General features: G+C 66.9%; 11 protein-coding genes. 8 read left to right on the plus strand and 3 right to left on the minus strand.

Going from position 1 to position 13,447, the window contains the following annotated elements:
• Positions 1 to 3: 3 nt before the first annotated feature.
• The 4 genes from B3547_RS08470 (at position 4) to dnaA (ending at position 5,787) form a co-directional block, all read left to right on the plus strand.
• Positions 4 to 2,325 (plus strand): molybdopterin cofactor-binding domain-containing protein, encoded by a 2,322-nt coding sequence (locus B3547_RS08470; protein ID WP_292962128.1) that lies wholly within the window; start codon positions 4 to 6, stop codon positions 2,323 to 2,325.
• Positions 2,326 to 2,330: 5 nt separating this feature from the next.
• Positions 2,331 to 3,383, plus strand: a complete 1,053-nt coding sequence (gene hemH / locus B3547_RS08475; RefSeq protein WP_292962069.1) for a ferrochelatase — start codon at positions 2,331 to 2,333, stop codon at positions 3,381 to 3,383.
• A 182-nt stretch (positions 3,384 to 3,565) separates the two neighbouring features.
• Positions 3,566 to 3,826 carry a 30S ribosomal protein S20 gene (gene rpsT, locus B3547_RS08480; RefSeq protein ID WP_124810021.1) on the plus strand — a complete coding sequence of 87 codons (261 nt, stop codon included), beginning with the start codon at positions 3,566 to 3,568 and terminating at the stop codon, positions 3,824 to 3,826.
• Between the two features lie 563 nt (positions 3,827 to 4,389).
• Complete coding sequence (gene dnaA, locus B3547_RS08485; protein ID WP_124810064.1) at positions 4,390 to 5,787, plus strand: chromosomal replication initiator protein DnaA; 1,398 nt, start codon at positions 4,390 to 4,392, stop codon at positions 5,785 to 5,787.
• A gap of 45 nt (positions 5,788 to 5,832) precedes the next feature.
• Here dnaA and B3547_RS08490 read toward each other — a convergent pair whose 3' ends face one another.
• On the minus strand, positions 5,833 to 6,258 hold the full coding sequence (locus B3547_RS08490; RefSeq protein WP_223806692.1) for a DUF1489 family protein: 426 nt from the start codon (positions 6,256 to 6,258) through the stop codon (positions 5,833 to 5,835).
• A 16-nt stretch (positions 6,259 to 6,274) separates the two neighbouring features.
• Complete coding sequence (gene mgtE, locus B3547_RS08495; protein ID WP_292962073.1) at positions 6,275 to 7,735, minus strand: magnesium transporter; 1,461 nt, start codon at positions 7,733 to 7,735, stop codon at positions 6,275 to 6,277.
• A 113-nt stretch (positions 7,736 to 7,848) separates the two neighbouring features.
• On the opposite strand from mgtE, the gene B3547_RS08500 reads away from it, so the two are divergent.
• Together B3547_RS08500 and B3547_RS08505 are read left to right on the plus strand one after the other, a co-directional pair.
• Positions 7,849 to 8,304, plus strand: coding sequence for a peptidylprolyl isomerase (locus B3547_RS08500; RefSeq protein WP_124810023.1), 456 nt, complete (start codon positions 7,849 to 7,851; stop codon positions 8,302 to 8,304).
• A gap of 213 nt (positions 8,305 to 8,517) precedes the next feature.
• Positions 8,518 to 10,053, plus strand: a complete 1,536-nt coding sequence (locus B3547_RS08505; protein ID WP_292962078.1) for an acetyl-CoA hydrolase/transferase family protein — start codon at positions 8,518 to 8,520, stop codon at positions 10,051 to 10,053.
• Positions 10,054 to 10,066: 13 nt separating this feature from the next.
• Here B3547_RS08505 and B3547_RS08510 read toward each other — a convergent pair whose 3' ends face one another.
• Entirely contained in the window at positions 10,067 to 10,963 is an 897-nt protein-coding gene (locus B3547_RS08510) for a LysR family transcriptional regulator (RefSeq protein WP_292962081.1), read from the minus strand.
• A gap of 104 nt (positions 10,964 to 11,067) precedes the next feature.
• Between B3547_RS08510 and B3547_RS08515 the strand changes: the two genes are divergently transcribed.
• Together B3547_RS08515 and B3547_RS08520 are read left to right on the plus strand one after the other, a co-directional pair.
• The gene (locus tag B3547_RS08515) at positions 11,068 to 13,170 is read left to right on the plus strand and encodes a malate synthase G (RefSeq protein ID WP_292962084.1); all 2,103 of its coding nucleotides are present in this window, start codon (positions 11,068 to 11,070) and stop codon (positions 13,168 to 13,170) included.
• A 56-nt stretch (positions 13,171 to 13,226) separates the two neighbouring features.
• Positions 13,227 to 13,439: a DUF4287 domain-containing protein gene (locus tag B3547_RS08520; RefSeq protein ID WP_292962087.1), complete on the plus strand. Its 213-nt coding sequence runs from the start codon at positions 13,227 to 13,229 to the stop codon at positions 13,437 to 13,439.
• Positions 13,440 to 13,447 lie beyond the last annotated feature (8 nt).

A 13,447-nucleotide genomic window follows, 5' to 3' on the forward strand; every position in this document is an offset into this window, starting at 1 on the left:
GCGCTGGGCGGGCGGCTGACCCGGCGGGGGCTGCTGGTCGGTGCGGCCGGCGCCGCCGCTGCGGGTGGCGGCCTGCTGTTGGCGTTCTCGCTGGTGCCGCGCCACTATGCCACCCCATTGCGCGCGGGCGATGGCGAGCATGTTTTCGACGCTTTCATCCGGATGGCGGCGGATGGCGCGGTCAGCGTCGCCGTGCCGTTCTGCGAGATGGGGCAGGGCATCACCACGCTCGTCGCGCAGATCGTCGCGTGGGAACTGGGCGCGGACTGGCGGCGCGTGGGCGTGGAACCCGCGCCGGTCAGCCCGGTCTATGCCGATCCGGTGCTGGCCGCGCACTGGGCGCCGCTGTGGATGCCGCTGGGCGCGGGGCTGGCGGAGAATCCGGACGGGATGCTCGCCCGGCTGAAGGCCGAACGCGAGCCGATGATGATTACCGCGGATGGCACCGCGCTGGCCGCTTTCGAACAACCGCTGCGCGCGGCCGCCGCCGGCGTGCGGGCGATGCTGGCCAAGGCGGCGGCGGCGGAATGGAACGTCGGCTGGGAGGAGTGCGAGGCGCGGGATCATTTCGTGATCCATGGCGGCAAGCGGCGGGCCTTCGCCGCGCTGCTGGAAAAGGCGCTGGCCTACGACCCGCCCGATCCGCCGGTGCTGCGCGCCGGGGCGCCGGCGGAAAGGCCGCGCGATTTTCCCGAAGGCGCGCGGGCGCGCTATCCCCGGCTCGATCTGCCGGCCAAGGCGGACGGCAGCTTCGTGTTCGCGGGGGATGTTCGGTTGCCGGGCATGGTCTTCGCCGCGATCGCGCACGGGCCGCAGGGGAACAGCGTGCTCTCCAGCCACGACAAGGACGCGGCGGCGGGCGTGCGCGGCCTTGTCGGCGTGGTCCATGCCAAGCGCTGGCTGGCGGCGGTGGCGACGACCTGGCACGCGGCGAACAAGGCGGTGAAGGCGATGGAGCCGCGTTTCCGGGCGGCCGGCCCGATCGCGGACAGTGCCGCGATCGACCAGGCGCTCAACACCGCGCTGCAAAAGGGCCGTCCCGTCCGCGTTGCCGCGGATGGCGATCCCGATGCCCTGCTGGAAAAGGCCGGGCCGGGGAAGCTGGGGCTCACCGCTCGCTATGATATCGAGCCCGCGCTGCACGCGCCGCTGGAAACGGCCACGGCCACCGCACGGCTGCGCGATGGCAAGCTGGAATTGTGGGTGGCGACGCAGGCGCCCGAACGGGTGCGCCGCGCCGGCGCGCTGGCGGCCGGCGTCTCGCGCGCGGACGTGATCGTTTATCCGATGCACGCCGGCGGCAGCTTTGATGCGCGGCTCGACAGCCGCGTGGCGGCGGAAGCGGCGGCGATCGCGCGGCAGGTGGGGCGCCCGGTGCAACTCGTCTGGTCGCGCTGGCAGGAATCGCTGGCCGGCCTGCCGCGCACGCCGGTTTCGGCCGAGCTGGCCGGTTCGCTCAGCCCCGATAAGCAGCATGTCCTTGGCTGGCGCGCGCGCATGGCGCTGCCGCCGACCGCGATCGAATCCGGCCTGCGGCTGCTGCATGACCGTGGCGTGCCCGACGCGCTGGAAGCGAGCGAGGGGCGGGCCGATCCGCTTGCCTGCGAAGGGGCTTTGCCGTTCTATGGCATTCCGGAAAAGGCGGTCGATCACATCGTAGCCAGCCTGCCGCTGCCGACCGCGCGCTATCGCGGCAATGCCCATGGCTATGCCGCGTTCTGCAACGAGAGCTTCGTCGATGAACTGGCCCATGCCGGCGGGCAGGAGCCGCTGGCGTTCCGCATGGGCATGCTGGGCGGGCAGCCGCGCCTGGCCGCCTGCCTTTCCGGCGTGGCGCGCATGGCGATGTGGGGCGGCGGGGCGGATGCTTCGGGGCAGGGCATCGCCTGCCATCGCATGGACCTGCCGACGGGCAAGGGGCAGGTGCGTAGCGGCTTCATCGCGGTCGTGGCCACCGCCCGGCAGGACGAAGGCGCGGTCCGGGTCGACCGGCTTTCCGTGTTTTGCGACATCGGCCGGATCGTGAACATGGACATTGCCCGGCAGCAGGTGGAGGGCGGCCTTGTGTTCGGGCTGGCGCAGGCCATCGGCGGCAGCACGGCCTATGCCGGCGGGCTGCCGGTGTCGGGACGTCTCGCGCAGCTCGGCCTGCCTTTGCTGGCTGATTGCCCGAAAGTCGATGTTGCATTCGCCGAAAGCAGCGAGGAACCGTTCGATCCGGGGGAACTGGCCGTGGTCGCGGTCGCGCCCGCCATTGCCAACGCCCTGTTTTCGGCCACGGGGTTGCGGTTTCGCCGGTTGCCGCTGCTATCCGAAGGTCTGTGACGCGCATGACTGTGAACGTATCCTCCGCCAATCACCGGCCCGCCGACCACCCGCTGGTCGCCACCGGCCGGATCGGCGTGCTGCTGGTCAATCTTGGCACGCCGGACGCGCCCGAGCGCGGCGCCGTGAAGCGCTATCTCAAGGAATTCCTGTCCGATCGGCGCGTGGTCGAGATTCCCGCGCTGCTCTGGCAGCCGATCCTGCGCGGCATCATTCTCAACACGCGGCCGGCGAAGTCGGCCCATGCCTATGGCCAGGTCTGGGGCCGGGACGGATCGCCGCTGGCCGCGATCACCGCCGCGCAGGCGGCAGCGTTGCAGGCCCGGCTTGAGCAGGCGCATTCCGGCGATGCGGTGATCGTGCGCCACGCCATGCGCTATCAGAACCCGGCGATCGCGCGCGAACTCGATGCGCTGGTGGAGGCCGGGTGCGAACGCATCCTGTTCGCGCCGCTCTACCCGCAGTATTGCGCCGCCACCACGGCCAGCGCGCTCGATGCGCTGGGCACGTGGATTGCCGGTCGCCGCCGCCTGCCCGCCCTGCGCACGCTGCCGCCCTATCACGATGATCCGCTGGCCATCGCCGCGCTCCATCGCGATCTTTCCCGCCAGATGGCGGTGCTGGACTTCGTGCCCGAACTGCTTCTGCTGAGCTACCACGGAATGCCCGAGCGCACGCTGCATCTGGGCGATCCCTATCACTGCCATTGCCGCAAGACCTCGCGGCTGCTGCAGGAGGCTTTTGCGGATACGCATGCCGGCCTGCGGATCGAAACGACCTTTCAATCGCGGTTCGGGCGTGCCCGCTGGCTGGAGCCGGCTACCGACGCCGTGCTGAAGGCCGAAGCCGCCAAAGGCACGCGGCGGATCGCCGTGGCCGCGCCGGGCTTTTCCGCCGATTGCCTCGAAACGCTGGAGGAGCTGGCGATTCGGGGCCGCGATGATTTCCTGGCGGCGGGCGGAACCGACTTTGCCACGCTTTCCTGCCTCAACGCGGGGGACGAGGGCATCCGCCTGCTTGAAGCGCTGGTGCGGCGCGAGCTTGCGGGGTGGCTATAAAGCGCTTATCGGCATCTTCGAAGGACGAGGCGCCGGAAACCGGTCGAATCTGTTGACGATTCGCCCGTCTGTGGGTATGGGCGCCGCTTTCCGGCGGGCTTGCCCGCCTTGTACGTGCAAGCAACCAGGATTTTCCCGGTCCGTCTCCGGACGGCCCGCCAGAGGACAGAAACAGGACAGACATGGCCAATACGCCGCAAGCCCGCAAGCGCATCCGTCGCAACGAACGTCGCGCCGAAATCAACGGCAACCGCCTTTCCCGTATCCGCACCTTCGTGAAGAAGGTCGAATCGGCGATCGCCGGTGGCGACAAGTCGGCGGCGGCTGAAGCGCTCAAGGCGGCGCAGCCGGAACTGGCGCGTGGCGTGGCGCGCGGCGTGCTTCACAAGAACACCGTGGCGCGCAAGATGTCGCGTCTGACCAAGCGAGTCGCGGCTCTCTGATTCGACCGCCCATCCCCCATCGGGGATGATGCTCAGGGTCGATACGGATATCTGACAGAGGAAAAGGCCGGCGGTTTCATCGCCGGCTTTTTCGTTTTTCGGTTCCGTGACTATTTGCGGTCGCAGCAAGTCATGGATTTTCCGCGATTCGCTTTGCCTCTGCGGCGAAACGTATATTTTTCAAATACTTATGAGATTTCCGCGGCGTCTGGCGAGTCAAGGCGATTTATTTCAGTTTTTTTGCGTCGCCACGCTTGCGCTCCGCCCCCCGTCACCAATAGACAGGCTGAACCGGCATCGTTGATCTCACGGAGCCGTAACAAGCACTGGGATCAGCGTGACGGTGTCACGGAAATCGCATGGTTCGAGTCCGCTGGCGGAATCCCCGCCGGCGGTCGGGGGTTCGTCATGTCTGCGGCGGGGGGATGTCGTCGCAGGCCTTGATCAGGTCGGGACAGCGCCGCGTGAAGATGGATGAATTTGGCAGCGCGGGCGGCTACCGCGCACCGGCTGCGCGTGGGGGCGGCTCGGAAGCCGTTTCAGGCAGGAAGGGACGGGACGGGATGATCGAGGACCAGGAAGCGCTGGATCTGGCAGCGGACTGGGCCGACATCAGCCAGGGTCTGAAAAAGGATCTGGGATCGCAGTTGCACGGGCAGTGGATCAAGCCGATCCAGCTTGGCAGCTTCTGCAAGGAAACCGGCACGCTCGACCTGTTCCTGCCGACCGAGTTCTCCGCGAACTGGGTGGCGGATCGCTTCGCCGATCGCCTGTCGCTGGCGTGGAAGATCGCGCGGTCGGAAGTGCGTCAGGTGCGCATCACGGTGCATCCGCGCCGCCGCGCCATGCCCGAACTGCGCATCGGCGGCGATGCACCGGTGCCGGCGGCGTCGGCCACCGTGCGTACCCCGGCTTCGATCGGCATGTCGGATTCGCTGGTTTCGGGCCTCGATCCCTCGCTGATCTTCGCCGAATTCGTGAGCGGTTCGGCCAACGTGCTGGCAGTCAACGCGGCGCAGCGCATGGCCGCGCTGGAAACGCCCCAGTTCTCGCCGCTCTATCTCAAGGCCTCGACCGGGCAGGGCAAGACCCACCTGCTGCACGCGATCGGCCACGCCTACGCCGCGAACCGGCCTGGCGCGCGCATCTTCTACTGCTCGGCCGAGCGCTTCATGATCGAATTCGTCCAGGCCATGCGCCAGAACGAAATGATCGAGTTCAAGGCGCGCCTGCGCGGGTTCGATCTGCTGCTGGTCGACGATATCCAGTTCATCATCGGCAAGGCGAGCACGCAGGAGGAATTCCTGCACACGATCGACGCGCTGCTGGCCGCCGGCAAGCGGCTGGTCGTCGCGGCGGATCGTGCGCCGCAGGCGCTCGATGGGGTCGAACAGCGGCTGCTGTCGCGCCTGTCGATGGGGCTGGTGGCCGATATCCAGCCGGCCGACATCGAACTGCGCCGCAAGATCCTCGAACACCGCCTGTCGCGCTTCACCAGCACGCAGGTTCCGTCCGACGTGATCGAATTCCTTGCGCGCACGATCAACCGCAATATCCGGGAACTGGTCGGCGGCCTCAACAAGCTGATCGCCTTCGCCCAGCTCACTGGCCAGCCGGTCTCGTTGCAACTGGCCGAGGAACAGCTCACCGACATTCTCTCGGCCAACCGCCGGCGCATCACGATCGACGAAATCCAGCGCACGGTCTGCCAGTTCTACCGTGTGGACCGCACGGAAATGGCCTCCAAGCGCCGCGCCCGCGCCGTGGTTCGCCCGCGCCAGGTGGCGATGTATCTCGCCAAGGTGCTGACGCCGCGCAGCTATCCGGAAATCGGCCGCAAGTTCGGCGGGCGCGATCACTCCACCGTGATTCACGCGGTGCGGCTGATCGAGGAACTGCGCACGCGCGATGCCGACATGGACGGTGACGTGCGCACGCTGCTGCGCCAGCTCGAAGACTGACGGGAAACGGGGCGGGCCTGACACGCCCCGCGCCTGTCGATTGCTTCAGACCAGACCCAGCTTTGCCAGCTCGCCGGCCAGCCCGGCGGGCAAGGCTTCGCCCGCTTCCCCCATGGCCAGATCGCGCGGCGCGTCCTTGTCTTCCAGATAGCGCCATCCCTGGTGCGCGCGGCGCGGCACGGGGTGGACGTCGATCAACTGGGTGGAGATGACGATGTGCGTCTTGCCGCCCTCGGCTTCCTCGAAGCCCAGGATCGGCGAGCGGGCGACGAGCTGGTGCTTCAACACCCAGAACAGCGATCCGCCGACCATTTCGGCGTGGCGCTTGGGCAGGTAGCGCGTGGTCAGCCGCGCTTCCGGTCCGCGCTGCGCGAACCAGGCGTGGACCTCGGCCAGCGACTGCGCGCCATAGGCGACCTTGGTCATGTGCAGACGCGGGGCTTCATCGTCCATCAGGCCTTCATCGTCCATCAGGCATCGTCCATCGTCAGGCGCCGATTCCCGCCAGTGTCGCCAGCCCCAGGAAGCTGAGGAAGCCCATGCAATCGGTGCACATCGTCACGAACACCGCGGACGAGGTGGCCGGATCGATGTTCATGCGGTCGAGCGTGACGGGCACGAACACCCCCGCCAGCCCGGCGACCATGTTGTTGATGAAGATCGCGGCGGCGAAGACCAGCGCCAGCGGCACGCTGTGCCAGATGAAGAACGAGCCGATCCCGATCAGCGTGCCGAGCGAAACCCCGTTGGTGGCCGCGATGCGGAATTCGCGGCTCAGCACGCGCAGGGTGTTGCTGTCCGTCAGCTGGTTGGTGGCGATGGCGCGCACGATCACCGCCAGCGTCTGCGTGCCGGCGTTGCCGCCCATGCCGGTGACGATGCCCATCAGCGTCGCCAGCACCGCGTAGCGCGCGATCTCGGCATCGAACAGGCTGACCACGCTGGCGGCCAGCATGGCCGTCGGCAGATTGACCAGCAGCCACAGCAGGCGCGTGCGCACGGTGAGGCGCAGCGGCTCGTTGATGTCGCCATCGCCGGCGCCGGACAGCAGCAGCGCGTCCTCGCCCGCTTCTTCCTGGATGATGTGGACCACGTCGTCGACGGTGATCTGGCCGACCAGCCGCCCGTCCTCGTCGACCACCGCGGCGGAGATCAGCGCATACTTCTGGAAGCGGAGCGCCACTTCCTCCTGATCCATCGTGACCGGAATCAGCGTCTGGTCGCGCTTCATCACGTCCGCCAGTGCCACGTCGCGCGGCGTGCGCAGAATCCACGAAAGCACGCAGGTGCCGATCGGGCGGTGCTTGTGATCGACGATGAACACTTCCCAGAACTCGGTGGCGAGGTCCTGGTTTTCGCGCAGATAGTCGATGAGATTGCCGACGGTGAGATGTTCGGGCACCGCGATCAGATCGCGGCTCATCAGGCGGCCGGCGGTCTCTTCCGGATAGGACAGCGCGCTTTCGATCGCAGCGCGGTCTTCCGGATCGAGCTCGGCGAGGACGGCTTCCTTGTCCTCCTCGTCGAGGTCCTCGATCAGGGCGACCGCGTCGTCGGTCTCCATCTGCTCGGCCAGCTCGGCCACCTCGTCGGGGTCGAGCTGCTCGATCAGCGATTCGCGGACGTGGTCGTTGAGTTCGGCGAGCACTTCGCCGCCCATCAGGTCGTTGATGGCGCGGGCCAGCCGGGGGCGTTCCTCGGCGTCGATCAGCTCGAACAGGTCGGCGATGTCGGCGGGGTGCAGCGGTTCGACCAGGTCATAGACGGCGTCGCGGTCGCCTTCGTCCAGCGCATCGCAGACCTTGCGGATGAATGCCGGCTTCAGCGTGTTGTGTTCTTCGTCCAGACTCTCCGCATGGCGCGCGCTTTCCTCGGCCGGCGATGCGTCGCCGCCGTCGGCAAGGGCCAAGTCGATGGCCAGGTCGATCCGGTCGTCTTCGCGCTCCATCAAGGGCCGGGATAGGCGGTCGCAAGCCAAAAGCAACGCCCGAAAAGAGCATGGCGTGACTTTGTCGGGGAAGACCCTATATCGGCGGCAGACAAGGAAGGATTTTGTGACAGATGGCTGAAGAGAAACTCGTCTTCTCGCTCGATTCCGGCGATGTCGTGATCAAGCTGCGCCCCGATCTTGCACCCAATCATGTGGCGCGGATCAAGGAACTGGTCGGCGAAGGCTTCTACGACGGCGTGAAGTTCCACCGCGTGATTCCGGGCTTCATGGCGCAGGGCGGCTGCCCGCAGGGCACCGGCATGGGTGGCTCGGACAAGCCCGACCTGCAGGCGGAATTCAACAGCGAACCGCACGTGCGCGGCGTCTGCTCGATGGCGCGGACGAGCTATCCGCATTCGGCGAACAGCCAGTTCTTCATTTGCTTCGACGATGCGCGCTTCCTCGACAAGCAGTACACCGTCTGGGGCCAGGTCGAGAGCGGCATGGAACACGTCGATGCGCTGCCCAAGGGCGAGCCGCCGGCAAACCCCGGCGTGATCCGCAAGGCGAGCATCGTCTCGGCCTGATCGACCGGCACGGCTCGATTGCAAAAAGGGAACCGACCCCGTCGGTTCCCTTTTTTCATGTCCGGGCAAATGCGCTATAAATCGCCAAATCCCGGTGATTGCATTATGCGCAATTACACTTTTGCGTGGGAATATAAGGAATTGCTACGACGGAAGTAGTGGTTATCAACCACTCGCCACGGGTCTACGCGCGGCCAAACAGCGGAGAGTCCCATGTCTCAGTCCTCCCTTTCGCAGCGCATTGCCCATCCGGCCCTTCAGGCGCGCGTGACCGATGCCGATAGCGCCGCCGCGCTGATACCCCCTGGCTCCACCGTCGGCATGAGCGGCTTTACCGGCGCGGGCTATCCCAAGGCGGTGCCGCTGGCGCTGGCCAAGCGGATCGAGGCGGCCCATGCCGCGGGCGATCCGTTCCGCATCAAGGTCTGGACCGGGGCCTCGACCGGTCCGGAGCTTGATGGCGCGCTGGCCAAGGCGAAGGGCATCGATTTCCGTCTGCCTTATAATTCGGACCCGATCGCGCGCGAACAGATCAACCGCGGCGAGATGAACTACTTCGACATGCATTTGTCGCAAGTCGCGCCGATGGCGTGGCAGGGCTTCCTTGGCCCGCTCGACATCGCGCTGATCGAAGTGACCGCGATCCTGCCCGACGGATCGCTGGTGCCGTCCTCGTCGATCGGCAACAACAAGACCTGGCTCGATCGCGCCGACAAGGTGATCCTCGAAGTGAACCGCTGGCAAAGCGAGGCGCTGCACGGGATGCACGACGTCTATTACGGCACCGCTCTGCCGCCGCACCGGGTGCCGATCCCTCTGATCCGCCCCGAAGACCGCATCGGCCAGACGACGTTCCGGTGCGATCCCGCCAAGGTGATCGCCGTGGTCGAAACGGATTCGCCCGATCGCAACCAGCCGTTCAAGGCGCCGGACGCCAACGCGCGCGCCATCGCCGGGCACCTGATGGAATTCTTCGCGCACGAAGTGAAGATGGGCCGCTTGCCGCCGTCGCTGTTGCCGATCCAGTCGGGCGTGGGCAACATCGCCAACGCCGTGCTGTCGGGGCTGATGGACAGTCCCTTCGAGAACCTGACCGCCTATACCGAAGTGCTGCAGGACGGGATGCTTGACCTGCTTTCCAGCGGCAAGCTGCGCATGGCTTCGGCCACGGCCTTCTCGCTCAGCCCCGAAGCGGCCGAGACGATCAACGCCGATATGGCGCGCTATCGCGACCGGCTGGTGCTGCGCCCGCAGGAGATCAGCAACCATCCCGAACTGATCCGCCGGCTCGGCTGCCTCGCGATGAACGGGATGGTCGAGGCCGACATCTACGGCAACGTCAATTCCACGCACCTGATGGGATCGCGTATCCAGAACGGCATCGGCGGGTCGGGCGATTTCGCGCGCAACGCCTATATCTCGATCTTCATGGCGCCCTCGACCGCGAAGGGCGGCCAGATTTCGACGATCGTGCCGCAGGTCAGCCAGGTCGATCACATCGACCAAGACGTGCAGATCATCGTGACCGAACAGGGCCTGGCGGATCTGCGCGGGCTGCCGCCGCGCAGCCGCGCCGAACTGGTGATCGGCAACTGCGTGCATCCCGCATACCGGGATATGTTGGCCGATTATTATGCGCGTGCCTTGCGCGATTCCTGGGGCAAGCATTCGCCGACGCTGCTGACCGAGGCGCTGGCATGGCACCAGCGCTATATCGATACCGGTTCGATGTTGGCGCCAGCCGGCTGACGGGGCGGGCGGCTTACCGCTCCCACGGCGGCACCGGGCTGAAATGGCGGCGCAGGTGTTCGGTGAACGCGCCGACGCTGGCCGCCATGTGCTGGCCCGCCGGCCGGATCGCATAGATCGCCACGTCGTCGCTGCCCTGGTGATCGGGCAGCACGCGCACCACGCGCCCTTCGGCCAGGTCTGGCCGAATGTCCCACAGCGAACGCAGCGCGATGCCCACGCCCCCCAGCGTCAGTTCGCGCACGACCTCGCTCGAATTGGTGGCGACCACACTCTCCGCGTCGATCGTCACCGGCCGGCCGTTGGCGCTGAGCCGCCACGGCAACTGGCCACGCGCGGCGAGCAGACGGTGCCCGGCCAGGTCGCGAATCGATGCCGGCGTACCGCGCGCGGCGAGATAGGCGGGTGACGCGCAGAGGATGCGGCGGCTCGGCGCGAGCCGCACCGCCTCCAGCCCGCGTTCCACTTGCGCGGTGATGCGGATGGCCAGGTCGATCCGTTCCGCCAGCAGATCGGTGAAGCCGTCGCTCAGCTCTATCTCGATCCGCACCTCGGGGAAGCGTTCGAGGAACGAGGGCAGCAGCGGGGCGATGAACATGCGCCCGAACGAGGTGGGGGCGGCGATGCGCAGCGGCCCTTTCGGCGCCAGCGTGCGCCCGGCGACACGCGCCTCGGCATCGTCGATGCTCGCCAGGATCGCCAGCACATCGGCATGGAAGCGCGCGCCCTGTTCGGTCAGTTCCAGCCGCCGCGTCGTGCGCCGGATCAGTTCGGCACCCAGCCGCTCCTCCAGCCGCGCCAGCCGCTTCGACACCATCGGCGGGGAAAGCCGTAGCGCGCGCGCCGCGCCGGCCAAGCTGCCGCTGGCCACGATCTGCGCGAAAAGCCGATAGTCCCGATCCCCGTCCATTGTTTCTCCAGAAGAATGATTGTCGTAACTTTAATCACTCTACCGAACGAGAAGGCCGAAGGCTAGAATGCGCGCATCGGAATGGATGCGCATGGGAGCAAGCGATGAGTGAACGGGTTGAACGCAGCGGTCTGAAGGTCGATGGCCAGCTGGCGGCTTTCCTCGAACAGCGCGTGCTGGCGCCGATCGGGCAGGACGCCGACGCCTTCTGGCAGGGCTTTGCCGCGCTGTGCGATCGCCTCGTGCCGCAGAACCGCGCGCTGCTGGCCAAGCGCGATGCGCTGCAGGCGCAGATCGACGCCTGGCATCTCGCGCGCAAGGGCCAGCCGATCGACGCCGACGCCTATCGCGCGTTCCTGACCGAGATCGGCTATCTCGTGCCCGAACCGGAGGACTTCCTCATCGGCACGCAGAACGTGGACGAGGAAATCGCCACGATGGCGGGGCCTCAGCTCGTCGTTCCCGTGCTCAACGCGCGCTTCCTGCTCAACGCTGCCAACGCGCGCTGGGGCAGCCTCTATGACGCGTTCTACGGCACCGACGCGCTCGATGCGCCACCGGCGCGCCCCGGTGGGTATGACGAGGCGCGCGGCGCGGCGGTGATCGCTGCCGGGCGCCAGTTCCTCAATGGCGCGCTGCCCGGCTGGGAAGCGGCGCTGACCGGCGGCGAATGCCCGCACCCTTACGCCACGCGCGATGGCGGGGTGATGTTCAAGCACAACGGGTTGCACATCGAAGTAGTGATCGATCGCAATCACCCGGTGGGCAAGGGCGATCCGCTGGGCATTGCCGACATCGTGCTCGAAGCCGCGCTGACCACGATCGTCGATCTGGAGGATTCGGTCGCCGCGGTCGATGCCGAGGACAAGCTGGCGGCCTACGCCAACTGGCTGGGCGTGATCCGGGGCGATCTGGCCGATACGTTCGAGAAGGGTGGCCAGACCATCACCCGCACGCTGGCGGAAGACCGCACCTGGTACGCGCCTTCGGGATCGGCGTTCAGCCTGCCGGGGCGCAGCCTGCTGTTCGTGCGCAATGTCGGCCATCTGATGACCAATCCGGCGATCCTGCTGGCCGATGGATCGGAAATTCCCGAAGGCATCCTGGATGCGGTCATCACCTCGGCGATCAGCACGCACGACGTGAAGGGCCTTGGCCGCTTTCGCAACAGCCGCACCGGCAGCATTTATATCGTCAAGCCCAAGATGCACGGGCCGGAGGAAGTGGCTTTCACCAACACCCTGTTCGATGCGGTGGAAGACCTGCTCGGGCTGCCGCGCCACACCGTCAAGGTCGGCGTGATGGACGAGGAACGCCGCACCAGCGCCAATCTTGCTGCCTGCATCGCGGCGGTGAAGGACCGCATCGTGTTCATCAACACCGGCTTCCTCGATCGCACGGGCGACGAGATCCACACCTCGATGCAGGCCGGGGCGATGATCCGCAAGGGCGCGATGAAGGCGTCCGGCTGGATCGCCGCCTACGAAAAGCGCAACGTCTGCATCGGCCTGCACCACGGCCTTTCCGGCAAGGCGCAAATCGGCAAGGGCATGTGGGCCGCGCCGGACATGATGCGCGACATGATGGACCAGAAGATCGGCCATCCGAAGACCGGCGCCAACACCGCCTGGGTGCCTTCGCCCACGGCCGCGACGCTGCACGCCACGCACTATCACCAGGTCGATGTCTTCGCCGTCCAGAAGGACGTGGCGAAGGAGGAAACGCCCGGGCTGGACGCGCTGCTGGCCGTGCCGCTGGCGGCGGGCGCGAACTGGTCGGAAGACGAAGTGCGCGCGGAACTCGACAACAACGCGCAAGGGCTGCTGGGCTATGTCGTGCGCTGGATCGATCAGGGCGTCGGCTGCTCCAAGGTGCCCGACCTCAACGACGTGGGCCTGATGGAAGACCGCGCCACGCTGCGCATTTCCAGCCAGCACATCGCCAACTGGCTGCTGCACGGCGTCTGCTCGAAGGAGCAGGTCCTGGATTCGCTGCACCGCATGGCCGCCAAGGTGGACGCGCAGAACGCGGGCGATCCGCTCTACGAGCCGATGGCGGGCAACTGGGATACCAGCTTCGCGTTCCGCGCGGCCTGCGATCTGGTGTTCAAGGGCGTGGAGCAGCCCAACGGCTATACCGAACCGCTGCTGCACGCCTGGCGGCAGAAGAAGAAGGCGGCGATCGCCAAGGTGGCGGAGCCGGCCTGATCCGCATTGAAAGGGCGCATTGACAGGGCAGGGCTCGGCATGGTTGCTTCGCGGCCATGACCGAGCCCAAAGTCACCGGACCCGCATCGTACTTCCCGTCGATCGAGAAGAAGTACGGCAAGCCGATCGCCGAATGGAAGGCACTGGTCCGCGCCGCGCTTCCCGCGGAGCATATGGAACTGGTGGCGATGCTGAAGAATCAGCACGGCATGGGCCATGGCCACGCGAATGCCATCGTGGCGCACACGCTGGCCGAGACGAACGGGTAGTCCGGCGT

The sequence above is a fragment of the Novosphingobium sp. UBA1939 genome, from assembly GCF_002336885.1.
Taxonomy (GTDB): Bacteria; Pseudomonadota; Alphaproteobacteria; order Sphingomonadales; family Sphingomonadaceae; genus Novosphingobium.